The organism is Pseudomonas sp. HMWF021 (genome assembly GCF_003061005.1).
Classification (GTDB): Bacteria; Pseudomonadota; Gammaproteobacteria; order Pseudomonadales; family Pseudomonadaceae; genus Aquipseudomonas.
The window spans coordinates 43,519-67,821 of sequence record NZ_QAIK01000180.1 but is presented as its reverse complement, the minus strand read 5'-3'; the positions used below and the strand labels follow the sequence as shown (position 1 = coordinate 67,821).

General features: G+C 60.3%; 29 protein-coding genes. 16 read left to right on the top strand and 13 right to left on the bottom strand.

Annotated features, from left to right (window positions below):
• Positions 1-15: 15 nt before the first annotated feature.
• Positions 16-699, bottom strand: coding sequence for an ABC transporter ATP-binding protein (locus DBR18_RS26045; RefSeq protein WP_007939984.1), 684 nt, complete (start codon positions 697-699; stop codon positions 16-18).
• Between the two features lie 10 nt (positions 700-709).
• Between DBR18_RS26045 and DBR18_RS26040 the strand changes: the two genes are divergently transcribed.
• The 3 genes from DBR18_RS26040 (at position 710) to DBR18_RS26030 (ending at position 2,774) form a co-directional block, all read left to right on the top strand.
• Positions 710-1,315 (top strand): arylesterase, encoded by a 606-nt coding sequence (locus tag DBR18_RS26040; protein WP_177482441.1) that lies wholly within the window; start codon positions 710-712, stop codon positions 1,313-1,315.
• A gap of 57 nt (positions 1,316-1,372) precedes the next feature.
• Positions 1,373-1,666: a hypothetical protein gene (locus DBR18_RS26035; RefSeq protein ID WP_003226812.1), complete on the top strand. Its 294-nt coding sequence runs from the start codon at positions 1,373-1,375 to the stop codon at positions 1,664-1,666.
• Positions 1,667-1,802: 136 nt separating this feature from the next.
• Complete coding sequence (locus DBR18_RS26030; protein ID WP_108592467.1) at positions 1,803-2,774, top strand: L,D-transpeptidase family protein; 972 nt, start codon at positions 1,803-1,805, stop codon at positions 2,772-2,774.
• Positions 2,775-2,897: 123 nt separating this feature from the next.
• Here the strand turns inward: DBR18_RS26030 and oprI are convergent, their stop codons facing one another.
• On the bottom strand, positions 2,898-3,149 hold the full coding sequence (gene oprI, locus DBR18_RS26025; RefSeq protein WP_025113130.1) for an outer membrane lipoprotei OprI: 252 nt from the start codon (positions 3,147-3,149) through the stop codon (positions 2,898-2,900).
• Between the two features lie 636 nt (positions 3,150-3,785).
• On the opposite strand from oprI, the gene DBR18_RS26020 reads away from it, so the two are divergent.
• On the top strand, positions 3,786-4,067 hold the full coding sequence (locus DBR18_RS26020; protein ID WP_025113131.1) for a GNAT family N-acetyltransferase: 282 nt from the start codon (positions 3,786-3,788) through the stop codon (positions 4,065-4,067).
• Between the two features lie 63 nt (positions 4,068-4,130).
• On the opposite strand, the gene DBR18_RS26015 is transcribed toward DBR18_RS26020, so the two are convergent.
• Entirely contained in the window at positions 4,131-5,207 is a 1,077-nt protein-coding gene (locus DBR18_RS26015; protein ID WP_108592466.1) for a 3-deoxy-7-phosphoheptulonate synthase, read from the bottom strand.
• 129 nt (positions 5,208-5,336) lie between these two features.
• Entirely contained in the window at positions 5,337-5,780 is a 444-nt protein-coding gene (locus DBR18_RS26010) for a PilZ domain-containing protein (RefSeq protein ID WP_108592465.1), read from the bottom strand.
• Between DBR18_RS26010 and DBR18_RS26005 the strand changes: the two genes are divergently transcribed.
• The 5 genes from DBR18_RS26005 (at position 5,779) to cysB (ending at position 9,746) form a co-directional block, all read left to right on the top strand.
• Positions 5,779-6,165 (top strand): co-chaperone YbbN, encoded by a 387-nt coding sequence (locus tag DBR18_RS26005; protein WP_108592464.1) that lies wholly within the window; start codon positions 5,779-5,781, stop codon positions 6,163-6,165. The two genes, DBR18_RS26010 and DBR18_RS26005, sit on opposite strands and share 2 nt — an antisense overlap.
• Positions 6,166-7,122, top strand: a complete 957-nt coding sequence (locus DBR18_RS26000) for a putative 2-dehydropantoate 2-reductase (protein ID WP_108592463.1) — start codon at positions 6,166-6,168, stop codon at positions 7,120-7,122. It begins immediately after the preceding gene.
• Positions 7,123-7,150: 28 nt separating this feature from the next.
• Positions 7,151-8,056, top strand: coding sequence for a 5'-nucleotidase (locus tag DBR18_RS25995; RefSeq protein ID WP_108592462.1), 906 nt, complete (start codon positions 7,151-7,153; stop codon positions 8,054-8,056).
• Between the two features lie 98 nt (positions 8,057-8,154).
• On the top strand, positions 8,155-8,658 hold the full coding sequence (locus DBR18_RS25990; RefSeq protein WP_108592461.1) for a universal stress protein: 504 nt from the start codon (positions 8,155-8,157) through the stop codon (positions 8,656-8,658).
• A 113-nt stretch (positions 8,659-8,771) separates the two neighbouring features.
• Entirely contained in the window at positions 8,772-9,746 is a 975-nt protein-coding gene (gene cysB, locus DBR18_RS25985; protein WP_007908591.1) for an HTH-type transcriptional regulator CysB, read from the top strand.
• A 9-nt stretch (positions 9,747-9,755) separates the two neighbouring features.
• Here cysB and DBR18_RS25980 read toward each other — a convergent pair whose 3' ends face one another.
• Positions 9,756-10,238, bottom strand: coding sequence for a GreA/GreB family elongation factor (locus DBR18_RS25980; RefSeq protein ID WP_108592460.1), 483 nt, complete (start codon positions 10,236-10,238; stop codon positions 9,756-9,758).
• Between the two features lie 2 nt (positions 10,239-10,240).
• Positions 10,241-10,651 (bottom strand): hypothetical protein, encoded by a 411-nt coding sequence (locus tag DBR18_RS25975; protein ID WP_108592459.1) that lies wholly within the window; start codon positions 10,649-10,651, stop codon positions 10,241-10,243.
• A gap of 124 nt (positions 10,652-10,775) precedes the next feature.
• On the opposite strand from DBR18_RS25975, the gene earP reads away from it, so the two are divergent.
• Positions 10,776-11,918: an elongation factor P maturation arginine rhamnosyltransferase EarP gene (gene earP / locus DBR18_RS25970; RefSeq protein ID WP_108592458.1), complete on the top strand. Its 1,143-nt coding sequence runs from the start codon at positions 10,776-10,778 to the stop codon at positions 11,916-11,918.
• A gap of 48 nt (positions 11,919-11,966) precedes the next feature.
• Entirely contained in the window at positions 11,967-12,536 is a 570-nt protein-coding gene (locus tag DBR18_RS25965; protein ID WP_047599842.1) for an elongation factor P, read from the top strand.
• 192 nt (positions 12,537-12,728) lie between these two features.
• Here the strand turns inward: DBR18_RS25965 and DBR18_RS25955 are convergent, their stop codons facing one another.
• The 3 genes from DBR18_RS25955 to DBR18_RS25945 form a co-directional block, all read right to left on the bottom strand.
• Positions 12,729-13,148 (bottom strand): organic hydroperoxide resistance protein, encoded by a 420-nt coding sequence (locus tag DBR18_RS25955; protein WP_003226782.1) that lies wholly within the window; start codon positions 13,146-13,148, stop codon positions 12,729-12,731.
• Positions 13,149-13,472: 324 nt separating this feature from the next.
• The gene (locus tag DBR18_RS25950; protein ID WP_108592457.1) at positions 13,473-13,940 is read right to left on the bottom strand and encodes a MarR family winged helix-turn-helix transcriptional regulator; all 468 of its coding nucleotides are present in this window, start codon (positions 13,938-13,940) and stop codon (positions 13,473-13,475) included.
• 72 nt (positions 13,941-14,012) lie between these two features.
• Positions 14,013-14,969: a LysR family transcriptional regulator gene (locus tag DBR18_RS25945; protein WP_108592456.1), complete on the bottom strand. Its 957-nt coding sequence runs from the start codon at positions 14,967-14,969 to the stop codon at positions 14,013-14,015.
• 109 nt (positions 14,970-15,078) lie between these two features.
• Here DBR18_RS25945 and DBR18_RS25940 point away from each other — a divergent pair, with 109 nt between their 5' ends.
• Positions 15,079-15,828 carry a sulfite exporter TauE/SafE family protein gene (locus tag DBR18_RS25940; protein WP_177482440.1) on the top strand — a complete coding sequence of 250 codons (750 nt, stop codon included), beginning with the start codon at positions 15,079-15,081 and terminating at the stop codon, positions 15,826-15,828.
• On the opposite strand, the gene DBR18_RS25935 is transcribed toward DBR18_RS25940, so the two are convergent.
• On the bottom strand, positions 15,818-16,672 hold the full coding sequence (locus tag DBR18_RS25935; RefSeq protein ID WP_177325748.1) for a LysR substrate-binding domain-containing protein: 855 nt from the start codon (positions 16,670-16,672) through the stop codon (positions 15,818-15,820). The genes DBR18_RS25940 and DBR18_RS25935 overlap by 11 nt on opposite strands.
• Before the next feature lie 97 nt (positions 16,673-16,769).
• Here DBR18_RS25935 and DBR18_RS25930 point away from each other — a divergent pair, with 97 nt between their 5' ends.
• Both DBR18_RS25930 and DBR18_RS25925 read left to right on the top strand, forming a co-directional pair.
• Positions 16,770-16,988, top strand: coding sequence for a DUF1127 domain-containing protein (locus DBR18_RS25930; RefSeq protein ID WP_108592453.1), 219 nt, complete (start codon positions 16,770-16,772; stop codon positions 16,986-16,988).
• Between the two features lie 64 nt (positions 16,989-17,052).
• Positions 17,053-18,279, top strand: a complete 1,227-nt coding sequence (locus DBR18_RS25925; protein ID WP_108592452.1) for a winged helix-turn-helix domain-containing protein — start codon at positions 17,053-17,055, stop codon at positions 18,277-18,279.
• 188 nt (positions 18,280-18,467) lie between these two features.
• Here DBR18_RS25925 and DBR18_RS25920 read toward each other — a convergent pair whose 3' ends face one another.
• A complete protein-coding gene (locus tag DBR18_RS25920; protein ID WP_108592451.1) occupies positions 18,468-19,814 on the bottom strand; it encodes a class II 3-deoxy-7-phosphoheptulonate synthase in 1,347 nt (448 codons plus the stop codon).
• A 153-nt stretch (positions 19,815-19,967) separates the two neighbouring features.
• On the opposite strand from DBR18_RS25920, the gene DBR18_RS25915 reads away from it, so the two are divergent.
• Complete coding sequence (locus tag DBR18_RS25915) at positions 19,968-20,723, top strand: spermidine synthase (RefSeq protein WP_095668663.1); 756 nt, start codon at positions 19,968-19,970, stop codon at positions 20,721-20,723.
• 126 nt (positions 20,724-20,849) lie between these two features.
• On the opposite strand, the gene DBR18_RS25910 is transcribed toward DBR18_RS25915, so the two are convergent.
• On the bottom strand, positions 20,850-21,641 hold the full coding sequence (locus DBR18_RS25910; RefSeq protein ID WP_108592450.1) for a crotonase/enoyl-CoA hydratase family protein: 792 nt from the start codon (positions 21,639-21,641) through the stop codon (positions 20,850-20,852).
• A 421-nt stretch (positions 21,642-22,062) separates the two neighbouring features.
• Here DBR18_RS25910 and DBR18_RS25900 point away from each other — a divergent pair, with 421 nt between their 5' ends.
• Positions 22,063-23,736 carry a DEAD/DEAH box helicase gene (locus tag DBR18_RS25900; protein ID WP_007964821.1) on the top strand — a complete coding sequence of 558 codons (1,674 nt, stop codon included), beginning with the start codon at positions 22,063-22,065 and terminating at the stop codon, positions 23,734-23,736.
• 165 nt (positions 23,737-23,901) lie between these two features.
• Here the strand turns inward: DBR18_RS25900 and DBR18_RS30010 are convergent.
• The coding region (locus DBR18_RS30010) for a class III extradiol ring-cleavage dioxygenase (protein ID WP_256588977.1) at positions 23,902-24,303 on the bottom strand (402 nt) is incomplete at its 5' end.

The following is a 24,303-nucleotide window of genomic DNA, read 5'->3' as shown; positions in this document are numbered from 1 at the left end:
ACGGCAAACGTGCCATCAAGGCTCCAGAGGGGCGACCAGCAGCCCGGCTTCAAGTCGGATCAGGCGCCGGCAGCGATGGGCCAGGCGTTCGTCGTGGGTCACCAGCACCAGGGTGGTGCCGCGTTCCTTGTTCAATTCGAACAGCAAGTCGCTGATGCGCTCGCCGGTGTGGCTGTCGAGGTTGCCGGTGGGTTCGTCGGCGAACAGCACGTCCGGTTCGGCGGCGAAGGCCCGGGCGATTGCCACACGTTGCTGCTCACCACCGGAGAGTTGGCGCGGCGAATGCGTCAGGCGCTGACCGAGGCCGACCCGTTGCAGCAACTCGGTCGCACGCTCGCGGGCGTCTTTGCGGCCATCGAGTTCCAGCGGCAGCATGACGTTTTCCAGCGCGTTGAGGCTGTCGAGCAACTGGAAGGATTGAAAGACGAAACCCACGTGTTCGGCGCGGATGCGCGCGCGCTGGTCTTCGTCGAGATTGCTCAGGCCCTGGCCGGCGAGGGTGACTTCGCCGCTGCTCGGCAAATCGAGGCCGGCCAGCAGGCCGAGCAGGGTGGATTTGCCTGAACCGGACGCGCCGACGATGGCCAGGCTGTCGCCCTTGTTCAGTTCCAGGCTGAGTTCGTGCAGGATAGTCAGTTCACCTTCCGCGCTGGGAACCACTTTGCTGAGGTTCTTCGCGGTGAGAATGCTTGCGCCCATGGAGAATCCGATGCGTGTGTGGTTTTTGAGTGCTGGCCTGGCCTTGATGTGCATGGCCCAGAACGCAGCGGCGGGTACTGTCCTGATCGTTGGCGATAGTATCAGCGCCGGTTTCGGACTGGATACCCGCCTGGGGTGGGTATCGTTGCTCGAGCAACGGCTCAAGGCTGAAGGTTTTGACGACAAAGTGGTCAATGCCTCCATCAGCGGCGACACCAGTGCAGGAGGCCAGGCGCGCCTGCCGGCGCTGCTTGCAGAGCATAAACCGGAACTGGTGATCCTTGAGCTGGGAGGCAATGACGGCCTGCGCGGGATGCCGCCAACGCAATTGCAACAAAACCTTGCGGCGATGATCGACAGCTCGCGCCAGAGCGGTGCCAAGGTCTTGCTGCTGGGCATGCAACTGCCGCCCAACTACGGCAAGCGTTACACCGATGCCTTTGCCGAGGTCTACGGCAAACTCGCCGACGACAAAAAGATCCCGCTGGTGCCGTTTTTCCTCGACGGTGTGGGCGGTCATCCCGATCTGATGCAGGCCGATGGTCTGCACCCGGCGGCCGGGGCTCAGGGCAAGTTGCTGGAAAATGTCTGGCCGACGCTAAAACCGCTGTTATGAGGCTTTTCTCGTGGCAGGCTTTCGGCTAATGTGGCGCCCCCTTATTTGGAGCCCCCGATGCCGCGTCCTGCCTGGTCCCTGTTTGCCTACCAACTGATCGAGCCTGACGAACAGCTGGATCTGTTCGCCTGCCAGGAAGTGCGGGTGCATCTGGTGACGCGTCAGCTGGAACTCGGTGGTTCGGCGGATCGCACGTTGTGCGGCAGTCTGCTGCCGGCACAACCGCGCTGGTCGAGTGTGGATCGCCGGGTATTTCAGGATCAACGTCTGTGTTCGTTGTGCCGGGCGATTCTCGAGTCGCAGAAGCGCGGCACCTCGCCGATCTGGCCTGAGTTGCGTTTCGAGCTTTAAGATCAACAGATCGCAGCCTGCGGCAGCTCCTACATGAAGACTTCCGGCGGTCCATCGGCGTATCTCCCCGAATTCCCGAGGTGCGGTGTACAATCGCGTCCTTATACCCTTGTTGATCATGCGAAGGATTTTCCGGATGTTGCCGCGCTTTCCTGCCGTCACCCGCTGCCTGTCACTTGCCGCCCTGTGTGTGGCCGGTCCCGTTGCTGCATTGGAGTTTCCCCTGCCACCACCCGGTGAGGACGTCATCGGCCAGGTGCAGGTGATCAAGGCCAAGTACGAAGATACCTTTGCCGACCTGGGCACCACCTACGATCTGGGCTATTCGGAGATGGTCGCGGCCAACCCGGGTGTCGATGCCTGGCTGCCGGGCGCTGGGACTGAAATCGTTCTGCCGACCCGCTTCATTCTGCCGCCGGGTCCGCGCGAAGGCATCGTGATCAACCTGGCCGAATACCGTCTCTACTATTTCCCGAAAGGCCGGAACGTGGTTTACACCTTCCCGCTGGGTATCGGTCGTGAAGGTTGGGGCTCGCCGATTGCGCACACCACCATCACCGCGAAGACGCCGAACCCGACCTGGACCCCTCCGGCGTCGATCAAGGCCGAGCACGCCGCCGACGGTGATCCGCTGCCGAACGTGGTGCCGGCAGGCCCTGACAACCCGCTGGGTCCGTTCAAGTTCACCTTGGGCACCCCGGGCTACCTGATCCACGGCTCGAACAAGAAGTTCGGTATCGGCATGCGCACCAGCCACGGTTGCTTCCGCATGTTCAACAACAACGTGCTGGAAATGGCCGGCATGGTGCCGGTGGGGACTTCGGTGCGAATCCTCAACGATGCGTACAAGATCGGTCGCAGCGGCGGCAAGGTTTATCTGGAGGCGCACACGCCGATCGACGACAAGGGCAACCCGTCGGTGGTCGACAAGCACACGGCGGTGATCAACGCGATGCTCAAGCGTGAAGACATCACCAACAACCTGCGCGTCAATTGGGATGTAGTGCGTGATGTAGTGGCGGCTGAGGACGGCTTGCCAACTGAAATCGGCACGCCGACTACCTCGGCGCCGATTGTCTCGAGCGCACCGATCGACTTGCAGCAGTAAGGACGATCCGAACCCGCCGACGCGCGCTGCGTCGGCGGGTTTTTTATTGCCCGGACAAAAGCTGCGGCAATAAAAAAGCCGACCCAAAAAATGGGTCGGCTTGATAACAATCCCGAGGGATTATTACTTGCGGCTAGCTTTGTCCAGCATACGCAGAGCACGCTCGTTAGCTTCGTCAGCAGTCTGTTGTGCTTTTTGAGCAGCAGCCAGAGCTTCATCAGCTTTACGGTATGCTTCGTCTGCACGAGCTTGAGCGCGAGCAGCTGCGTCTTCAGTAGCGGTCAGACGTGCTTCGGTTTCTTTCGATGCGCTGCTGCAACCGGTAGCCAGAACTGCGGCCAGAGCCAGAGCAGAGAATTTCAGAACGTTGTTCATCGTGTTCCCCTTCAAGGACTTTCAATTAAGTGGCTTTCTCCTCCGATTGAGGAAATAGCCGGCGTACATACTACCCATTACTTGTAGTAAGTAAACTGACGTAGCGCAAGAAGCAAAAAAAATTGTAGGCGTTGATTCTTTTTCGAGCAACTTTTAACTGGCCTGTATAAAAAATATCCAGCTGCAAGCCCCGGCTTGAGCGAGTTATTGAGAAAAAGTTCCCTTTGCCTCGTGTTGTTTTCTACGCCTTGCACCAAGTCTGGCTAGATGAATTCGTCTACACTTTTGTTCCGGTTTTGCATGACGCTTCACATATCTTTGTCTCTCTTGAGGTGACTTTAAACAAGACGCTGCGTCTTAAGTCTCGACATTCGGCAATGTTCATGTGAGCGCTGCGGGAAGATCTTCCCCGCGCCTGCTGCTGCGCCCATCGGAGTTACCCGGTCAACGAGCATGATGACGAGCGCACCTTGAGCATTTTCGTCAATGGTGCCTACTATTTATTACGTGCTCGGTTGCGCGAGATCGGTGTGGTTTTTCTCGGTGTCCGTCAGGCACGGGGTGGCGTAGATGTTCCTTCGCCGGAAAAACATCGGTAAGGTAGGGGTCAGAATCAAAGACCCGCGAGGAGTAGTGATGAGCGAGGCGTTGTCCATCCACCATGACCAGGCTGGTCATCAGTTCGAGACCAATGTGGACGGTCATCGTGCCTACCTGACCTATATGGATCTGGGAAAACAGACTCTGGATATCTACCGCACGTTCGTGCCCAACGCCCTGCGTGGCCGAGGTATCGCAGCAGCGCTGACCGAAAGTGCACTGCAGTACGCCGAAGAGATGGGCTACACGGTGATCCCGTCATGCTCTTACGTCGAACGTTACATGGAGCGCCATCAGAAGCGCGCTGCGAAAATCTGATAAACCCTACATAAAAAAACGCCGGGCAATGCCCGGCGTTTTTTTATGCCTGCGAAACGCTGATCAGCTGCGCTGGCGCTTGGGCAGAACATCCTTGAGCTTGGCGTGCATGCTGCGCAGGGTGTTCTCGGTGGCGGCCCAGTCGATGCACGCGTCGGTGATCGACACGCCGTATTGCAGGTCGGCGAGGTCTTTCGGGATCGCCTGGCAGCCCCAGTTCAGATGACTTTCGACCATCAGGCCGATGATCGACTGGTTGCCTTCGAGGATCTGGTTGGCGACGTTCTCCATCACCAGCGGTTGCAGGGCCGGGTCCTTGTTGGAGTTGGCGTGGCTGCAATCGACCATGATGTTCGGCTTGATCTTCGCCTTGTTCAGCGCCTGCTCGCACAGGGCGACGCTGACCGAATCGTAGTTCGGCTTGCCGTTGCCGCCACGCAGCACCACGTGACCGTAGGCGTTGCCCTTGGTGGTGACGATCGACACGCCACCTTCCTGGTTGATCCCCAGGAAACGGTGCGGGCTGGAAACCGACTGCAGGGCGTTGATCGCCACGGTCAGTCCGCCATCGGTGCCGTTCTTGAAGCCGACGGCCGAGGACAGGCCGGAAGCCATTTCACGGTGAGTCTGGGATTCGGTGGTACGTGCGCCGATGGCCGACCAGCTGATCAGGTCCTGCAGGTACTGCGGGGAGATCGGGTCGAGGGCTTCGGTGGCGGTCGGCAGGCCTTTCTCGGCCAGATCCAGCAGCAACTGGCGGCCGATGTGCAGACCGTCCTGAATCTTGAACGAGTCATCCAGGTACGGATCGTTGATCAGGCCTTTCCAGCCGACGGTGGTCCGCGGCTTTTCGAAATACACGCGCATGACCAAATACAGGGTGTCGGAGACTTCCGCCGCCAGCGCCTTGAGGCGGTCGGCGTATTCGTGGGCAGCCTTGATGTCGTGGATCGAGCACGGGCCGATCACTACGAACAGACGGTGGTCGGTGCCATCAAGAATGTTGCGAATGACTTCGCGGCCCTTGGTGACGGTGCGCAGGGCAGCGTCGCTCAGAGGGATATCACGCTTGAGCTGATCGGGAGTGATCAGAGTCTCGTTAGAGGCGACGTTTAGGTCGTTGATCGGTAAATCAGCCATCGTTTACTCGTCAGGTCACGGGTGCCGGCCGCCAGCGATCCCCGCGCGGCGGAGCACAGCAGATTTAAGCGCGTCGGGGAGCCGAACCTTAGCGCGTCAGACGCGGCTCGACAATGGGCAAACGCCGCTTTAATCCAGCACTGGCTGGGCAAAAGCCTTGCGCACGCTGTCGTTGGAGAACTCGTCGGCGTGTTGTTCGACCCATTGCAGGGCCAGCGCCTGAATATCCTGCAGGTCGTCGTGGGCATCGTTCATACGGCAGTAGCGTTCGATCTGGCACACCTGTTCGCCCATCCGGGCGCTGAACAGCGTCTGCTCATCGGTGAACGCAATGCCCACCAGATAGCCCTTTTTGCGCCGCAGGCACCACGCCACATAGCCCGGATAACAGATATCGGCATTGAGCGTCGGCATGCGCACTTGCAACGCCGTGCCATGGCGCCAGGCACGGTGATAATTGCAAGCGATGCCGCCGAGGCTGATAGTGTGCAGCTGTTGCCTGGAAATACACTCGGGCTTGAGCAAGGTTAATTCAACCGGTACTTCTTCCGGATGAGGAATGAAACGTCCCATGAGCACAGACTCCCTGTGTCGGCCATTTGACATTGTTTCCCCCAGTATAGTGGTCGAATCCGAGCTGACCGATTTCGACGCCGACCAGCGGTTGCTGGCGATGAGCGGCGTTTCACTGGTGATTTTCACCAGTGTCGGCTGTTCCAGTTGCCGGTTTGCCCGCGAAGTTCTGCCAGGGTTTGAGCTGGCGGTCGATCGCTTGTGCTGGATCGATGCCGGCAACAACGGCGGATTGGTGGAGCGCTATCAGGTCTTTCATTTGCCGGCGCTGTTTGTGGTGCGCGACGGCGAGTTCTTTGGCGCATTGCATACACGCCTGAGCGCCGCTGCGCTGAACGCGGCAGTGGCGCAGGCGCTGGGTCGAATTGCAGAGGAGTTGCCGTAGATGGTGGGAGCAGACAACAAACCGGTGATCGGGATCATCGGCACCGGCGCAATTGGCGGGTTCTACGGTTTGATGCTGGCGCGAGCCGGTTTCGATGTGCACTTTTTACTGCGCAGTGAATTCGCCGCAGTGGCCGAGCGCGGTTTGCAGGTCGACAGCGCCGTTCACGGCGAGCTGACACTGAACCCGACGCAGGCCTACTCCAGGGCCGAGGATATGCCGGCCTGCGACTGGCTGCTGGTCGGCGCCAAGACCACCAGCAGCGCCGGGCTGGCTCCGGCAATCATCGCGGCGGCCAAACCCGACGCGAAAGTGCTGGTGCTGCAAAACGGCCTCGATGTCGAACAAAACCTGCGCGAGCTGTTGCCCGACTCCCTGCATCTGCTCGGCGGTCTGTGTCTGGTCTGCGTGCATCGCGAAGGCCCGGGGCACATCACTCATCAGGCACTGGGGGCGGTGAACGTCGGCTATCACAGCGGCCCGGCGGCGGACGACGCGACGCGCATAGCGATCGTTGAGGATGGCTGCGGACTGTTCCGTACAGCGGGCATCGACTCGCAGGTGATGCCTAACCTGCATCAGGCACGCTGGCAGAAACTGGTCTGGAATATTCCCTACAACGGCCTCTCGGTGTTGCTCGGTGCCGGCACTTCACCGCTGATGGCCGATGCTGACAGTCGCGCACTGATCCAGGCGCTGATGGCCGACGTGGTGCAGGGCGCCAGGGCCTGTGGTCATGAAATACCGCCCGGTTACGCCGAATACCTGTTCATGATGACCGAAAAGATGCCCGACTATTGGCCGAGCATGTACCACGATTTCCTGCACAAGCGGCCGCTTGAGCTGGAAGCGATTTATGCCCGGCCATTGGCCGCCGCGAAAGCGGCAGGGTGTGAGTTACCGCGGATCGAGGCGCTGTATCGCACGTTGAGTTTTATCGACCGGCGCAACACCTGAGTCGGTTTTTGCGCAGTTGGGGGAAAGCATGGCCAAGAACATCGATGACAAACTGGTGCTGGCGATTTCGTCTCGCGCCCTGTTCGACCTGAGCGAGAGTCACAAGGTTTATCTGGCGAGCGGCGTCGAAGCCTATCGGCAATACCAGATCGAGCACGAAGACGAGATTCTCGCGCCCGGTGATGCCTTTGCGCTGGTGGAAAAACTGCTGAGCCTCAACAGTCGCCTCGACCGCGCCCGGGTCGAGGTGATTCTGGTTTCGCGCAACAGCGCCGACACCGGTCTGCGCGCCTTCAACTCGATTCACCACTATGGGCTGGACATCTCGCGGGCGGCCTTCGTCGGCGGGCGCAGTCCGTATCCGTACCTCAAAGCCTTTGGCTGCGACCTGTTTCTGTCCACGCATGCCGAGGATGTTCGCGCCGCACTGGACGCCGGATTTGCCGCAGCGACAATCCTCTCCGGTGGCGCCAGTCGTGCCGCCAGTGATGAGCTGCGCATTGCTTTCGACGGCGACGCGGTGCTGTTTTCCGACGAGTCCGAGCGCATTTATCAATCGGGCGGGCTGCTGGCGTTTCAAGCCAAGGAGCGTGAGTCGGCGCGCGAGCCATTGCGCGGTGGGCCGTTCAAGGGATTTCTGGCGGCGCTCAACGCGCTGCAACGCGAATTCCCAGAGGACGACTGCCCGATCCGCACGGCGCTGGTCACCGCGCGTTCGGCACCGGCCCATGAACGGGTAATTCGCACGTTGCGTGAGTGGGACATCCGTCTCGACGAGTCGCTGTTTCTCGGCGGGCTGACCAAGTCGGCGTTTCTTGAAGCTTTCGCCGCCGATGTGTTTTTCGACGACCAGACCGGCCACTGCGAAGCCGCTCGCGAGGTGGTCGCCACCGGTCACGTACCGCACGGCATCAGCAACGAACCATCGATCTAAAGCCCCTGTGCTTCAAGACGTTGCGTCGCACGTCGTACTCGCCGAGGCGCTGCTAAGCTGAATCAAATCTCCGCCATGTTGGCACGAGAGGAGGTCATATGATTCGTTCGATGCTGTATGCCACTGACCTCGGTCTGTACGCACCTTTGGTGATGCAGCATGCCCTGGCACTGGCGCGGACGTTCAATGCCGACCTGTATGTGGTGCATGCAGTGGAACCCATGGGGCTGTTTGCCGAATCGGTGTTGCAAAGTTATCTCGACGAGCAGGCATTGAACGAATTTCACAGCCAGGGTCTGAAAACTGTCATCGCCAATATCGAGCAACGGGTGCTGGACAGTTTTCGCGAAGAGTTGGGGGAGGATGGGGAGCAGGATCTGCAGCGGATTCGCGCAGTACGGGTACTGCAAGGCGATCCGGCGCAGGTGATTCTCGACCAGGTGCAGAAACTCTCTGTGGATTTGCTGATCGTAGGCACTCACAGCCACGGCGTCGGGGCGCAAACACCGATGGGGCGCACGGCGACCCGGGTCCTGCAATTGGCCAAGGTGCCGGTTTATCTGGTGCCGTTGGTGGAGCGGCGGCGGCGGGAGGATCGCTGAAGCGGGAATAATGGCGTTTTGATAAAAAAGTTCTAGATTTATTCATCAAACCATTAATATAGTTATATACCGTCGCTGATGCCCGTGGCGTCTACCTGCTTTGAGGGATACATATGAAGCTTCAACAATTGCGCTACATCTGGGAAGTGGCGCACCACGACCTCAACGTTTCCGCTACAGCCCAAAGCCTTTACACCTCGCAACCGGGCATCAGTAAACAGATCCGCCTGCTGGAAGACGAATTGGGCGTTGAAGTGTTTGCCCGCAGCGGCAAGCACCTGACCCGCGTCACCCCGGCCGGCGAACGCATCATCACCACCGCCGGCGAAATCCTGCGCAAGGTCGAAAGCATCAAGCAGATTGCCCAGGAATTCTCCAACGAGAAGAAAGGCACCCTGTCGATCGCCACCACCCACACTCAGGCGCGTTATGCATTGCCGCCGGTGATCAGCAATTTCATCAAGCAATACCCGGACGTGGCGCTGCACATGCATCAGGGTTCGCCGATGCAGATCGCCGAAATGGCCGCTGACGGCACCGTCGATTTTGCCATCGCCACCGAAGCGCTGGAGCTGTTCGGTGATCTGGTGATGATGCCGTGCTATCGCTGGAACCGCTGCGTGGTCGTGCCGCAGGGCCACCCGCTGACCAAGCTGCCGAAGCTGACCCTCGAAGCGCTGGCCGAATACCCGATCGTGACCTACGTGTTCGGTTTCACCGGCCGTTCGAAACTCGACGAAGCCTTCAGCCATCGCGGCCTGACGCCGAAAGTGGTGTTCACCGCGGCCGACGCCGACGTGATCAAAACCTACGTGCGGTTGGGCCTGGGTGTCGGCATCGTCGCCAAAATGGCGGTCGATACCAAGCTGGATAACGACCTGGTGGTGCTGGATGCCAGCGAACTGTTCGAGTCGAGCATCACCAAGATCGGTTTCCGTCGCGGCACCTTCCTGCGGGGTTTCATGTGCGACTTCATCGAGAAGTTCGCTCCACACCTGACTCGCGAAGTGATGGCCAAAGCCATTCAGTGCCACAACAAGCAGGAGCTGGAAGAGCTGTTCGACGGCGTCGAACTGCCGGTCCACTGAGACCCTGTCTCAAAGCACCTCGGTGACAGCGAACTGTTGCCGGGTGCCTGCTACCAGAATCTCCACCTCATCGCCCTCGAACTTGCCCAGCAGGCTTTTGCCCAGCGGTGAGCGAGGGGTGATGACGGTAATCGGCTGACCCACCACATCGACTTTCAGGCCTGCCGCATCCGGCGCCAGGAACAGCCATTGCTCGCGGCCCCTTTCATCCTCCAGGCCGAGCAGGGCGCCGATCTCGATGCCGCGATTTTCGTCGTAGGCACGCAGCGTCAGGTTCTGGCACAGCGCCAGTGACTGACGGATTTCCTCAACCCGTTTCGCCTGACCTGCCGCCAGATAAGACGCCTCTAGCCCGAGCGTGTCGTACTTGTTCTCGGCGATGTTCTCTTCGTGGGTCGCGGTTTCGTAAGCGGTCTGCGCGGCGCGCTCGGCGATGTCGAGGTCGACGCGCAATTTGTCGAGGATCAGCTGGTGGACGGTGTGCTTGTTCATGATCAATCGCAGAATTGCAAAACGTTGGCGCGACTCTTTTCGCTCGGCGCGGTCTGGTTCTGTTGCAGCCAGAACTGGCACTTGGGGTTCGACTGGTTGCGCGTGCTGCTGCGAGCCTGATCGAGGCGATTCTGCTGCTCGTTCTTGCGCAGGTTTTCCTCATATTGGTCGAACAATGGACTCTGCGGCGGAATATCCGGTTGTACCTGAACGGCCGCTGGCGGCTGGGCCAGTTGTTGCACCGCTTGCGCAACAGGTGCCAATTGTTCGGTGAACACCAGACGCGCGAGCAGCCAGCAGGTCAGGGCGATGGCCAGAAAGCCCAGCCACATGCCCAGGGCAATACTGCCGGTCAGTTGCAGCGCGCTAAGCTGAACTGGCAACGGACGACGCGGGTTGGGGCGATAGGGCATGACTGCCTCCTGGCGGATGATTGCGGGCAAGTGGCGATTGTCGCACGAAGATTAATCGCCGTCGGCTCTTCTGCGCGAAGTCATTTATGCGGACAATCAGCGCTTTTGCCAACGGGAGTCTTGCATGTCGGTATCGGAAACCCGCTGGGATATCTTTTGCACCGTGGTCGACAACTATGGCGACATCGGCGTGACCTGGCGTCTGGCCCGGCAACTGGTGGCCGAGCATGGCGTGACGGTGCGCCTGTGGGTCGATGACCTGCGCGCCTTCGAGCGAATCTGCCCTGAAATCGACGTCCACCTTGCGCAGCAATCGCAGCAAGGGGTCGAGGTGCGGCACTGGCCGAGCGACTGGCCGCAGACCTCGGCGGCGGACGTGGTGATCGCCGCGTTCGCTTGTCAGTTGCCAACCGCTTACATGGACGCCATGGCCGAACGGCAACAGCCACCGCTGTGGATGAACCTCGATTACCTCAGCGCCGAAGACTGGGTCAGCGGTTGCCACGGTTTGCCCTCGGTGAAGTACAAGTCCGTACAGAAGTTTTTCTTCTTTCCCGGGTTTCAGCCGGAGACCGGAGGCTTGCTGCGTGAACGCGGTTTGCTTGAGCGACGTCGCGCGTTTCAGGCGGATGACCAGGCGCAGCGTCAGTTTCTGCAAAGTCTGGGAATCGAGCGCGCGCCCGGCGCACAGCTGATTTCGTTGTTTGCCTACGAGAACGCCGGTCTCGCCAGTTGGCTGGATGTGCTGGCCGCCGATGACGCGCCCACCCATCTGCTGGTGCCGGAAGGGCGGATTCTCGGTGATGTTGCACGTTGGCTCGGGGTCGACTCGCTGGCGGTGGGCGATCTGAACGTGCGCCAGGCACTGACAGTGCAGGTGCTGCCGTTCGTCCGTCAGGATCAATATGATCAACTTTTGTGGTGCTGCGACTTCAATGCGGTGCGCGGGGAAGATTCGTTCGTGCGTGCGCAATGGGCCGGGCGGCCGATGCTCTGGCACATCTATCAGCAGGACGAAGACATTCATCTGGACAAGCTCGACGCCTTTCTTGCGCTCTACACGAAAGGACTTTCGCCGGCCGCAGCCGAGGCGATGAGCGGTCTGTGGCGAGCATGGAGTGCCGGACAGCCGATCGGCGAGCATTGGTCAGAAGCCCGTAAACACTGGGCACAATTGCAGGAAAACGCCGAGGCGTGGTGTCTGGAACAAGGCTTGCAGGCGGATCTTGCCACGGCGCTGGTAAGGTTTTACCTAAATTGGATATGATACGCGGCCTAGATTTTTGTAAATCCCATCCAAATTCGGATATTCGCAATGAAAACTGGTAAAGAACTCAAACCCGGTACCGTGATCCGTATCGACAACGATCCTTGGCTGGTTCAGAAAGCTGAATTCACCAAGTCGGGCCGTAACAGCGCGATCATGAAGACCAAGCTGAAGAACCTGCTGACCGGTTACAAGACCGAAACCGTTTACGGTGCGGACGACAAGCTGGACGACGTGATCCTGGATCGCAAGGAAGCCACCCTGTCTTTCATCAGCGGTGACACCTACACGTTCATGGACACCACTGACTACACCATGTACGAACTGAACGCCGAAGACATCGAAAGCGTTCTGCCTTTCGTTGAAGAAGGCATGACCGACGTTTGCGAAGCCGTGTTCTTCGAAGAGCGTCTGGTTTCCGTAGAGCTGCCGACCACTATCGTGCGCGTAGTTGACTACACCGAAGGTTCGGCTCGCGGCGACACTTCCGGCAAAGTAATGAAGCCAGCCAAGCTGGCCAACGGTACTGAGCTGCAAGTTGCTGACTTCATCGAAATCGGTGACAAGATCGAAATCGACACCCGCGAAGGCGGTTCCTACAAAGGCCGTGCCAAATAAGCACTGTTTTTCGCGGAAAGAAAAAGCCCGACCATCGAGTCGGGCTTTTTTGTGCCTGCGATTCCTTTGCGCCGCGGATCCCCTGTAGGAGTGAGCCTGCTCGCGATGGCGTCAGTGCAGCCAACATCTTCGGTGACTGATCCAGCGCTATCGCGAGCAGGCTCACTCCTACATAGGGTTTGTGTGTGCTTTTCAGACGGTGGTGTGCAGGCGCACTTCTACATTGCCACGGGTCGCGTTGGAGTACGGGCAAACCTGATGCGCCGCTTCCACCAGGCTCTGTGCATCCGCCTGTTCCAGGCCCGGCAGGCTGATGTGCAGGTCAATGTCCAGACCGAAACCGCCGGGAATTTGTCCGATGCCCACGTGGGCGGTGATCGAGGCGTCGTCCGGGATTTTGCGTTTGGTCTGGCTGGCGACGAATTTCAGAGCGCCGATGAAGCAGGCGGAGTACCCGGCAGCGAACAGTTGCTCAGGGTTGGTCGCTGCACCGCCCGCGCCACCGAGTTCTTTCGGAGTGGCGAGTTTGACGTCGAGGATGTTGTCGCTGGAGATCGCACGACCGTCACGGCCGCCAGTGGAGGTTGCGATTGCGGTGTAGAGAGTTTGCATGGTGTGGGCCTCGTTCAATTTGCTTGTTTGCGCTAATTGTTTGCGCGCTAAGTAAGTGCGAGATAAATGTAGCTCGCCAATGTTTGGTGCGCAAGATAATTTTTTGAGAAAGCTGAATCTCGGTCCTTTAAAGGCACTGTCGATCAGCTTGAAAGTGGAGATTTAGAGCGGATGGTGGGAGCGCGGGCTGAAGAATATTTTTCCTGGTGAGCCGATCCTTTGTAGGAGTGAGCCTGCTCGCGATAGCGGTGGAGCAGGCAATACGGGGGCCGACTGAACCACCGCTATCGCGAGCAGGCTCACTCCTACAAGGGGGCAGCGCTGTTATCCGGTCAGGCTTTCTTGCAGATGGCTGCGCAGGGCTTGCAGCTCAGATTGAAGATTCTGCAGGCGTTCGAGGGTGAATCCGCTGGCGCCGAGAATGCATTGGGGAATGCTGTTGGCCCGGTCACGCAAGGCCCGACCCTGCGCGGTCAACTCGACAATCACCACCCGCTCATCCTCGCGGCTGCGCGTTCTGCTCAGCAGGCCTTCACCCTCCAGACGCTTGAGCAGTGGCGTCAGCGAGCCCGGATCAGTCAGTAAGCGCGTGCTGATTTCACCCACGGTCAAACCATCCTTTTCCCACAGCACCATCATCGCCAGATACTGCGGGTAAGTCAGGCCCAGCGCTTGCAACAGCGGCTTGTAGACCTTGGTCATCATCAGCGAGGTGGAGTGCAGGGCGAAGCAGGCCTGATTGTCCAGCAGCAGGTGATCGCAGTTGTCAGCAGTTTCGTGTTCGGTGGTCATGTCGAAGCCTTGATCGGTGATGGGCTTGAATCTAGCGTTCGAATGTTTAATGCGCCAGATAATTATCCAGATCTAGTGCCGACCCAGATCCCGCTGCAGCGCCAGATCCCAAGGCGGCACGGGGCTGAAGCGCGTCTTCAGGTATTCCAGGAGCAAACGGCTGCGCGAGTGGGTCTGTTGCTCCATTCGCAGTGCGTAGATACCGGTGGATTCCGCTTTCGGCAGGCCGTTCTGGCAAAACAGCGGCAGCAGTTCGCCGCGCAGTAAATACTCACTGGCCAGCCAGGTCGGCAGATGCGCGATGCCCAGCCCGGCCAGTGCGCCGCAGGCCAGGGCCTCGGCGTTGTTGGCACTCATGCGGATGCGCGACGGGCGATGCAGTTGCAGGTGTCCGTCCAGTTCGAATCGCCAGGCAAAGGGCGGGGCGAGGCCTTCCCAGTCCAGTCCGTCATGTTCACTCAGTTGCCCGGGATGGTTGGGTGTCCCACGGCGCTTGAGGTAGTCGGGGCTGGCACAGGCGATGCGCACCATGCTCGCCAAAGGCGTGGCGACCAGCCGGGTATCGGCCATTTGCCCGGCGCGCAGCACCAGATCGACCTTGCCCAGATTCGAGCCGTGCATGTCGATAAAACTGTCGATCAGGTGCAGCTGCACGTCGAGTCCCGGGTACAGCACCAGAAAATCGGCGATCACCGGAGCCAGATGCCGGCGACCAAACGCGGCCGGGGCGTCGATGCGGATCAAGCCTTCCGGCGCACTGCTCAACGACACCGCTTCGGCGCGGGCCAATTGCAGCTCGTTGACGATGCGTCGCGCCCGTTCGGCAAACGCCAGCCCGGCCTGGGTTGCCCGCACAGCGTGGGTGCTGCGGATGAACAACTGGCTACCAACTGCGTTTTCCAGGCTGTCGATGCGCCGCGCAACGGCAGAAGGTGTCAGCGGATGCCGGCGCGACGCCGCGGAAAAACTGCCGCTTTCCAGAACATCGAGAAACAGCCCGAGCTGGTCGGTCAATACATTGGGGTTCATGGACGTTCAGTGCTTGTGCGGAATTGGCATAGCCATTGTGCGTTGCTGTGCGTTTCCCCGCCAGCGCCGACTGCGTAGGATGAATCGCCTGACGGATGAGGAAAGTGCTGTGATCGAGTTTCTGTTGTACCTGCTGTTTGGCGCCGCCCTTGGCACATTGGGCGGCATTTTCGGCATTGGTGGCGGATTGATCGCCATTCCGCTGCTGGGCGTCTGGTTTGGCCTCGATCAGCAGATCGCCCAAGGCACGGCGTTGGTGATGGTGGTGCCGAACGTGATGCTGGCGCTGTGGCGCTATCACCAGCGCAATCGCATCGAGCTGCGTCATGCGCTGCCATTGGCAGTCATGGGTTTCTGTTTCGCCTGGATCGGCTCGATCTGGGCGGTGGGCATCGACGCGCAGACCATGCGCATCGGCTTCGTCGCGTTCCTCATGGCGCTTTCGGCGTACAACCTGCTGAAGATGTTTGGCAAAAAAAACGCCGTTACCTCCGAGATGCGTTACTCATGGCCTTGGCTCGGCGTTCTCGGCGCAGCGTCCGGGACCATGGGTGGTTTATTCGGTGTCGGCGGGGCAGTGGTGGCGACGCCGGTGCTGACCAGTCTGTTTGGCACCAGTCAGGTGGTCGCTCAAGGTCTGTCGCTGGCACTGGCGTTACCCAGCACCGGTGTGACGCTGGTGACCTACGCGGTGCATCACGAAGTGGACTGGATGATCGGCCTGCCGCTGGCCATCGGCGGTCTGGCCAGCATCAGTTGGGGGGTGAAAGTCGCCCACGCCATGCCCGAGCGGCTCTTGCGCGGGCTGTTTTGCGGCTTTCTGGTGCTGTGCGCGGTGATGCTCGCGTTTAAAGTTTGAAGCCTTCGACGATGTGCTCGGCCAGGCATTCGGTGATCGGCGACGGATTGTTCAGGTTGCGGATCAGCATGATGCTGGCCTCGGGCAGCAGCGGCAGGTCCTCGGCGGCGCCAAGAATGCGCATGTCCGGGGTGATCAGGCTTTCCAGTTGCGCGGTGATCGCAAGCCCCGCGCTCACCACCGCCATCAGTGCCGACAGGCTGGTGCTGTTATAGGCGATGCGGTATTCGCGGCCCATTGCGTCCAGCGCATTACACGCCCACAAACGGCAGAAACAATCACTGTTGAACATCGCCAGCGGCAGCGGCGTCTGCTCGTGGGCGCTGAAATTTTGCGCCTCGGCCCAGACGAAACGCTCCTTGCGCAGCAACTGACCGATCTCGTTGCCCGGCTCGCGGGTGACGATCGACAGGTCCAGATCAGTGCGCTGCAACAACTGCTTGCTGGATTCGCAGTGCACTTCGATCTGGATCAGCGGGTAGAACTGAGCGAACCGCGACAGGATCCCCGGCAGAAACCGCATCACATAATCGTCCGGCGTGCCGATGCGCACGGTGCCGACCATGTGCGGCTCGCGAAGCGTATTGAATACTTCGCTGTGCAGTTTCAGGATGCGCCGCGCGTAGCCCAGCAACACCTGACCCTCAGCAGTCAGTCGCACCTGACGGCCATCGCGCTCGAACAACTGGCGTTGCAGCACGTCTTCCTCCAGACGTTTCATCTGCATGCTGACGGCCGATTGTGTGCGATTGACCATCTCGCCCGCGCGAGTGAAACCGCCCTGATCGGCAATGGCGACGAAGGTGCGCAAAACATCGGTATCGATACTGGGGTATGCCGACAATTCATCAATCTCCGAGATGCATGACATCAGAAACATTCGTTGGATTGATCTTAGCTCCGGGGCGAGACTTTAGTCATCCCACATGGAGGGCAACACGATGAAAGGTCAACACAAGGTCTATGTCAGTGATGAAAAAGTGCCGGTTCATCTGATTTCGGATTTGCTGCACAAGTTTAGCCGCTGGTACGAATTGCACCGGGAAAGGGAGTTGCTCGCCAGTCTGAGCGACGAAGCGCTGAAGGATATTGGCGTCAGCCGGGCCGACGTCGAACACGAGGCCATCCGGCCGTTCTGGGACGATCCGATGCATAAATGATGAGGGCATCGCTACACAAACCCCTTTTGACTGAGGTAGGTTGCGAGCAGACAAGGAGATGCTCATGCCCGCGACTCTGGCCTTTTCCCTTAAACAGGCGCGACGTCTGGCGCTGGCTGCCCAAGGATTCAACGGGCGCCAGCCGCCGACCGTCAAGGCGCCGCACCTCAACCGGCTGATCGAACGGTTGGGGCTATTGCAGATCGATTCCGTCAACGCCGTGGTGCGCTCGCACTACCTGCCGCTGTTTTCCCGTCTGGGTTCCTATTCTTCCTCTTTGCTCGACCAGGCTGCCTGGAGTTCGGGGCGCCGGCGCACGCTGTTCGAATACTGGGGCCATGAAGCGTCGCTGCTGCCGCTGTCGATGTATCCGTTGCTGGGGTGGCGGATGCAGCGGGCCAGAAACGGCAGAGACATTTATCAGCAACTGGCGAAGTTTGGTCTTGAGCAGCAGGACGTTGTACGTCGGGTCTTAAGCGCGGTGGAAGAGCAAGGCGCTTTGGGCGCCGGCAGCCTGTCGACCCGCGAGGACAAGGCCGGCCAGTGGTGGGACTGGAGCGCGGAAAAGCATGCGCTGGAATGGTTGTTTGCCGCCGGTGAAGTGACCGTGGCGGGCCGCCGGGGTTTTGAGCGTTTGTATGATTTGCCGGAGCGGGTCATTCCGGCGTCGGTTCTGCAGCAGCCGCTGCCGGATGAAGCCCAGGCGCAGCGCGGATTGCTGCTGCATGCGGCTCAGGCATTGGGTGTCGGCACTGAAAAAGACCTGCGCGATTACTTTCGCCTGAATCCTGCGGATGCGCGGCCGCGTCTGGCAGAGCTGGTCGAGGACGGGCAGTTGCAGACCTGTGAAGTCGCTGGCTGGCGGCAGATCGCCTATTGCCTGCCGGAGCCCAAGGTGCCACGCAAAGTCGTCGCCAGTGCGCTGTTGTCGCCGTTCGATTCGCTGATCTGGGAGCGCAGTCGCACCGAGCGGTTGTTCGATTTCCGCTATCGGCTGGAGATTTATACGCCGCAGGACAAGCGGATTTTCGGCTATTACGTGCTGCCGTTTCTGCACAACGAGCGGATTGCCGCGCGGGTCGATCTGCGCGCCGAGCGGGCGGCGGGGCGTCTGGCGGTGCATGCGGTGCACGAGGAAGAGCCGGGGCTGGATGATGAGGGGATGTTGGCGCTGGCGCTGAATTTGCGGCAGATGGCCGATTGGCTGGGGCTTGCGCGGGTGCAGCTTAATTGCCAGCGCGAGAGTGCGGGGCGGTTGCGGCTGGCATTGGCGCAGATCTGTTGTGACTGAGCGGGCCCCTTCGCGAGCAGGCTCGCTCCCACATGGGTTTCGCGTACAACGCGGTTCCTTGTAGGAGCTGCCGCAGGCTGCGATCTCTTGATCCTGATCTTAAAAAAAAAATCAAAAGATCGCAGCCTGCGGCAGCTCCTACAGGGGGCGAGGTCAACCCATGCCTGCTGGCGATGGGAGCGGGCGGTTTAGCGGCGAACCTGCTTCAGGGTTTCAGCAATCAAAAACGCCAGCTCCAGCGACTGATCGGCATTCATCCGCGGGTCGCAGTGGGTGTGGTAGCGGTCCGATAGCCCGTCTTCTGTAATCGGCCGCGCACCGCCGATGCACTCGGTGACATTCTGCCCGGTCATCTCGATGTGAATCCCACCGGCATAAGTGCCCTCGGCTTCGTGCACCTGGAAGAACTGTTTCACTTCGCCAAGGATCTGCGCGAAGTCGCGGGTCTTGTAGCCGCTGCTGGCCTTGATGGTGTTGCCGTGCATCGGGTCGGAGCTCCACAGCACCTGCTTGCCTTCACGCTGCACCGCGCGGATCAGCACCGGCAGGTGATCGCCGACCTTGTTCGCACCCATCCGCGCGATCAGGTTCAGACGGCCCGGATCATTGTCCGGGTTGAGCACATCGATCAGGCGGATCAGATCATCCGGGTTCATGCTCGGGCCGACTTTCACCCCGATCGGGTTGTTTACCCCGCGCAGAAATTCAACGTGGGCGCCGTCGAGCTGACGGGTGCGGTCGCCGATCCACAGCATGTGCGCCGAGCAATCGTAGTAATCGTTGGTCAGGCTGTCGCGACGCACGAAGGCTTCTTCGTAATTCAGCAGCAGCGCTTCGTGGGCGGTGAAGAAACTGGTTTCGCGCAGTTGCGGCGAACTGTCCATGCCGCAGGCGCGCATGAACGCCAGGGTCTCATCGATGCGGTCGGCGAGGTGGCTGTATTTCTCGGCCAGCGCCGAGTTGGCAATGAAGTCCAGGTTCCACTTGTGCACCTGATGCAGGTCGGCAAAACCGCCCTGGGCGAAGGCGCGCAACAGGTTCAGGGTGGCGGTGGACTGGTGATACGACTGCAGCAGGCGCTCCGGATCCGGCACGCGGCTTTTTTCGTCGAAACCGATGCCGTTGACGATGTCGCCACGGTAGGCGGGCAGGGTCACGCCGTCGATGGTTTCGTCGTTGGCCGAGCGCGGCTTGGCGAACTGGCCGGCCATGCGTCCGACCTTGACCACCGGGCAGCCGGCCGCGAAGGTCATGACGATTGCCATCTGCAGTAGCACCTTGAAGGTGTCGCGAATTTTCGCTGCGGAGAACTCGGCGAAGCTTTCCGCACAATCGCCGCCCTGCAGCAGGAACGCCCGGCCCTGAGTCACTTCGGCAAACTGGCGACGCAACTCGCGCGCTTCGCCGGCGAACACCAGCGGCGGATAGCTGGCCAGGGTCTGCTCGACCTGGCGCAGATGCGCAGCGTCAGGGTATTGGGGTTGTTGCTGGATCGGCAGGGCGCGCCAGCTGTCAGGGCTCCACGGTTGGCTCATCACGGTCTCTAATTGGTTCTACGCACGGGAAGCCCATGGTAGCAGCAATTAGTGCGTGACCTGCTCCCGCCCCATCATCGACAATCGCCGCTTTGCCACGGCGCCTGAGCGGTGCCATCGCGTCACCGCGCCCGGTGACCATCAGGAGACGAAATGACTGAGGAGCGCGTCGAGCTGTTGCTCGCCGAGGTACAGGATGAGTTCGGCGTGATTCGCGTGCTGGAAGTGGCCGATTACCGCTTTCTGGAGTTCGGCGATGCCATCGAACAGAGCTGCGTGTTCACTGCCGATCCGAGCTGGCTCGAATACGACTACACCCGGGCGATGCTGATTGGCGCGCTGTGCCACGAACAACCGGAGAGCGCGCTGTTTCTTGGCCTCGGTGCCGGCACGCTGACCCAGGCCTGCCTCAAGTTCCTGCCGCTGGAAGACGTCGAAGCCATCGAACTGCGCCCGGACGTGCCGCGCCTGGCCATCGAATACCTGGGGCTGGATGACGATCCGCGTTTGTACATTCGTGTCGGCGATGCGCTGGAACTGCTGCCGACGGCCGAGCCTGCAGATCTGATCTTTGTCGACCTCTACACCGACGTCGGTCCGGGTGTCGGGCATCTGGCCTGGAGCTTTCTTGGTGACTGTCAGAAGCGCCTGAATCCGGGCGGCTGGCTGGTGATCAACCAGTGGGCCACCGATGATGGCAAGCCGTTGGGCGCAGCGTTGCTGCGCGGGCTTTATCACCGGCATTACTGGGAGCTGCCGGTGAAGGAGGGCAATGTGATTCTGATTGTGCCGGCGGATCTCGATCAGGAGCTGGACATGCAGGCACTGACCGCCCGCGCCGAAGCGCTGGCGCCGCGGTTGGGGTATTCGTTGCAGTCGTTGATCAAGGCCATTCGCCCGGCGACCTGAGTTGTCAGTGATGCCCTTGTTGGCCGTTCTGGCCCTATCGCGAGCAGGCTCACTCCTACATTGGAATGCGTCTTCCCTGTAGGAGTGAGCCTGCTCGCGATGGCGCCCTGACAGGCGCCATAATTCTCAGATCCCTTTGAAGATGCCCGGGCGCCGCTCCACCAGTGACCTCACCCCCTCCTTGGCATCCTCACTCCCCAGCAACTTCTTCACCAGCGCCGGCAACCCCTGCGCGGCCGCTGTCTCACCTTCATACCGCGCCTGTCGTGCCGACAGCAATGTCGCCTGCACCCCCAGCGGCGCCTGCCGGGCAATTCGCTCGGCCAACTCAATCGCGCGGGGCAACAGATCCTCGCTGGCCATCACTTCCTGCACCAGACCCAATCGCAGCGCATCATGCGCATCGAACTCATCACCGGTCAGCAGCCAGCGCATGGCATTGCCCCATCCCGCCACTTGATGAAAACGTAAAGTCGCGCCACCAAAAGGAAAAATCCCACGCTGCACTTCCATTTGTGCGAAGCGGGTATTGCTTGCGCACAGGTTGATATCGGCGGCCAGCATCAACTCGATGCCGATGGTCAGGCAGTAGCCCTGCGCGGCGACAATCACCGGTTTGCTCACTCGCGGTCCGACGAAAACACCCCACGGGTCGCAACCACCGGTCGGAACCTGCCAGCCTTCGGCAAGCGCAGAGCTCGCATTCAGTAAATCCAGACCGGCGGTAAAGTGTTCGCCATGCCCGAACACCACGGCTACTCGCGCCTCGCTGTCGGCCTCGAACTCACCGTAGGCCAGGCTCAGCTCGTTGAGCAGATCGAGGTCGAACGCGTTGCGTTTGGCGGCCCGGTCCAGGCCGATCAGGTGGACATGACCACGACGTTCACGGCTGACGCGGCCGGGGCAGGGCTGATTCATGGGGAAATCCTCGAGCGGGAAGGGCGGGTGCAGCGACGGTATGCCGCACATCGGTGAATCGTTTAAGCGTCATCACCCGCAGGGCCGGGCCTTTGCAAAATAGACCTTCGCACGATTATCCGCAAAACCCCGTTACACAGCGGTGACACAGCGATTCAGCTGATAAAAAAAGCTCCCTTTTCGGGCAAATTCCGGTATAGTGCGCGCCGGCCTTTAACCGGGCCGCGTTTAGGTAGCGCAATTCCCCGAAGCCAGCTTCGGCTGCACGTCCGCACTGCGGGCTCTTCCTTGACGATTCTTTTTCATTCATACGTTTTCGCAAATCCCCGCCGACAAAGCTGCCAGGGCGACTCTTGAGTCTCAACACGGCATGTGCAGCTTTGGAGCATGGGTCTTTGCGGATGCACTTAGAGGCAGACCCATGACCCAGGAAATCGGCGGCTTCGCCGCTCTTGAACTTCATCCCAATATTGTCGCTGCAGTAGTCGCTACCGGCTATGAAGAGCCTTCGGCCATTCAGCAGCAGTCGATCCCGATCATCCTCGCCGGTCACGATATGATTGGTCAGGCGCAAACCGGTACCGGTAAAACCGCTGCCTTTGCCCTGCCTATCCTGCACCGCATTGATCCGTCCAAGCGCGAGCCGCAAGCTCTGATCCTGGCCCCAACTCGTGAGTTGGCGCTACAAGTTGCAACCGCTTTCGAAACCTACGCCAAGCAAATGCCGGGCGTAACTGTTGTGGCTGTCTACGGCGGCGCGCCGATGGGCCCACAACTGAAAGCAATCCGTAATGGCGCACAGATCGTTGTCGCCACTCCGGGCCGTCTGTGCGACCACCTGCGTCGTGACGAAAAAGTCCTCGCTACCGTGAACCACCTGGTTCTGGACGAGGCGGACGAAATGCTCAAACTGGGCTTCATGGACGACCTGGAAGTCATCTTCAAGGCCATGCCGGAAACCCGTCAGACCGTATTGTTCTCGGCGACCCTGCCGCAGTCGATCCGTGCCATCGCCGAACGCCATCTGCGCGATCCGAAGCACGTGAAGATCCAGAGCAAGACCCAGACCGTTACCGCGATCGAGCAGGCTCACCTGCTGGTTCACGCTGACCAGAAGACCTCTGCCGTTCTCAGCTTGCTGGAAGTGGAAGACTTCGACGCTCTGATCATGTTCGTGCGCACCAAGCAAGCGACCCTGGATCTGGCCAGTGCCCTGGACGCCAAAGGCTACAAAGCCGCTGCGCTGAACGGTGACATCGCCCAGAACCAGCGTGAGCGCGTCATCGACTCGCTCAAGGATGGCCGTCTGGACATCGTTGTCGCGACCGACGTGGCTGCCCGTGGTCTGGACGTTCCGCGCATCACCCACGTGTTCAACGTGGACATGCCGTACGATCCGGAATCCTACGTGCACCGTATCGGCCGTACCGGCCGTGCCGGTCGCGAAGGTCGTGCGCTGCTGCTGGTGACTCCACGTGAGCGCCGCATGTTGCAAGTGATCGAGCGTGTCACCGGTCAGAAAGTTGCCGAAGTGCGTCTGCCGGACGCTCAGGCTGTTCTCGATGCGCGCATCAAGAAACTGACCAACAGCCTGTCGCCGCTGGTGGCTGATGCCGAGTCGACTCACGGCGAACTGCTGGATCGTCTGACTGCCGACATCGGTTGCACTCCACGTGCACTGGCCGCTGCTCTGCTGCGCAAGGCCACCAATGGTCAGGCGCTGAACCTGGCAGCGATCGAGAAGGAACGTCCACTGGTGCCGAACAACGCACCGCGTGGCGACCGTCCTGAGCGTTCCGGTGATCGTCCTGATCGTGGTGACCGCGAGCGTCGCGCGCCGATGCCTTTGGGCGAAGGTCGTGCCCGTTGCCGTACCGCGCTGGGTGCGCGTGACGGTATCGCCGCCAAGAACCTGCTGGGCGCCATCCTCAACGAAGGGGGTCTGGCCCGCGAAGCGATCGGTCGCATCCAGGTGCGTGACAGCTTCAGCCTCGTCGAGCTGCCGGAAGATGGTCTGGACAAACTCCTGACCAAGCTGAAGGACACTCGCGTTGCTGGCAAGCAGCTGAAACTGCGTCGCTACCGCGAAGATTGATCTGCCCTTGGGCTGATTGATCGCACATGAAAAATCCCCGACTGGTTCGGGGATTTTTTTTGCCTGTCTTTCAAGATCAAAAGATCGCAGTCTGCGGCAGCTCCTACAGGAGGAATGCATTCCAGATGCAGGAGCTGCCGCAGGCTGCGATCTTTTGATCTGCCTTTAACCGAAACGATAGATATCCATACCCAGCGCACCCATCGTGAATCCTCGGTGCGCGACGCTGAACTCGCCCCCCGCACCCCGTGCGAAATACAACGGCAACAAATGCTCGTCACTCGGATGGCTGCGCACCGCATTCGGCGCTTGCTGACGGTAGTCGTGCAGAGCCGCTTCGTCGTTGGCTGCAAGCTTGTCGATGACCCAGTCGCGAAAATCCCTGGCCCATGGCTCGACACTGTCCGGGCCGGCATGCCAGTCCAGTTCACGCAGGTTATGGGTGATGCTGCCGGAGCCGATCAGCAAAACGCCCTGCTCGCGCAGACTCGCCAGCGCTTGCCCGACACGGGTTTGCAGTGCCGGGCCGCCGCGGGTCGGCAGCGACACCTGCACCACCGGAATGTC

Bases quoted from the DNA above. Each gene is read 5' to 3' on its own strand.
- DBR18_RS26045 (WP_007939984.1), bottom strand. From the start codon at position 699: ATGGGCGCAAGCATTCTCACCGCGAAGAACCTCAGCAAAGTGGTTCCC.
- DBR18_RS26040 (WP_177482441.1), top strand. From the start codon at position 710: ATGCGTGTGTGGTTTTTGAGTGCTGGCCTGGCCTTGATGTGCATGGCC.
- DBR18_RS26035 (WP_003226812.1), top strand. From the start codon at position 1,373: ATGCCGCGTCCTGCCTGGTCCCTGTTTGCCTACCAACTGATCGAGCCT.
- DBR18_RS26030 (WP_108592467.1), top strand. From the start codon at position 1,803: ATGTTGCCGCGCTTTCCTGCCGTCACCCGCTGCCTGTCACTTGCCGCC.
- oprI (WP_025113130.1), bottom strand. From the start codon at position 3,149: ATGAACAACGTTCTGAAATTCTCTGCTCTGGCTCTGGCCGCAGTTCTG.
- DBR18_RS26020 (WP_025113131.1), top strand. From the start codon at position 3,786: ATGAGCGAGGCGTTGTCCATCCACCATGACCAGGCTGGTCATCAGTTC.
- DBR18_RS26015 (WP_108592466.1), bottom strand. From the start codon at position 5,207: ATGGCTGATTTACCGATCAACGACCTAAACGTCGCCTCTAACGAGACT.
- DBR18_RS26005 (WP_108592464.1), top strand. From the start codon at position 5,779: ATGAGCACAGACTCCCTGTGTCGGCCATTTGACATTGTTTCCCCCAGT.
- DBR18_RS26010 (WP_108592465.1), bottom strand. From the start codon at position 5,780: ATGGGACGTTTCATTCCTCATCCGGAAGAAGTACCGGTTGAATTAACC.
- DBR18_RS26000 (WP_108592463.1), top strand. From the start codon at position 6,166: ATGGTGGGAGCAGACAACAAACCGGTGATCGGGATCATCGGCACCGGC.
- DBR18_RS25995 (WP_108592462.1), top strand. From the start codon at position 7,151: ATGGCCAAGAACATCGATGACAAACTGGTGCTGGCGATTTCGTCTCGC.
- DBR18_RS25990 (WP_108592461.1), top strand. From the start codon at position 8,155: ATGATTCGTTCGATGCTGTATGCCACTGACCTCGGTCTGTACGCACCT.
- cysB (WP_007908591.1), top strand. From the start codon at position 8,772: ATGAAGCTTCAACAATTGCGCTACATCTGGGAAGTGGCGCACCACGAC.
- DBR18_RS25980 (WP_108592460.1), bottom strand. From the start codon at position 10,238: ATGAACAAGCACACCGTCCACCAGCTGATCCTCGACAAATTGCGCGTC.
- DBR18_RS25975 (WP_108592459.1), bottom strand. From the start codon at position 10,651: ATGCCCTATCGCCCCAACCCGCGTCGTCCGTTGCCAGTTCAGCTTAGC.
- earP (WP_108592458.1), top strand. From the start codon at position 10,776: ATGTCGGTATCGGAAACCCGCTGGGATATCTTTTGCACCGTGGTCGAC.
- DBR18_RS25965 (WP_047599842.1), top strand. From the start codon at position 11,967: ATGAAAACTGGTAAAGAACTCAAACCCGGTACCGTGATCCGTATCGAC.
- DBR18_RS25955 (WP_003226782.1), bottom strand. From the start codon at position 13,148: ATGCAAACTCTCTACACCGCAATCGCAACCTCCACTGGCGGCCGTGAC.
- DBR18_RS25950 (WP_108592457.1), bottom strand. From the start codon at position 13,940: ATGACCACCGAACACGAAACTGCTGACAACTGCGATCACCTGCTGCTG.
- DBR18_RS25945 (WP_108592456.1), bottom strand. From the start codon at position 14,969: ATGAACCCCAATGTATTGACCGACCAGCTCGGGCTGTTTCTCGATGTT.
- DBR18_RS25930 (WP_108592453.1), top strand. From the start codon at position 16,770: ATGAAAGGTCAACACAAGGTCTATGTCAGTGATGAAAAAGTGCCGGTT.
- DBR18_RS25925 (WP_108592452.1), top strand. From the start codon at position 17,053: ATGCCCGCGACTCTGGCCTTTTCCCTTAAACAGGCGCGACGTCTGGCG.
- DBR18_RS25920 (WP_108592451.1), bottom strand. From the start codon at position 19,814: ATGAGCCAACCGTGGAGCCCTGACAGCTGGCGCGCCCTGCCGATCCAG.
- DBR18_RS25915 (WP_095668663.1), top strand. From the start codon at position 19,968: ATGACTGAGGAGCGCGTCGAGCTGTTGCTCGCCGAGGTACAGGATGAG.
- DBR18_RS25910 (WP_108592450.1), bottom strand. From the start codon at position 21,641: ATGAATCAGCCCTGCCCCGGCCGCGTCAGCCGTGAACGTCGTGGTCAT.
- DBR18_RS25900 (WP_007964821.1), top strand. From the start codon at position 22,063: ATGACCCAGGAAATCGGCGGCTTCGCCGCTCTTGAACTTCATCCCAAT.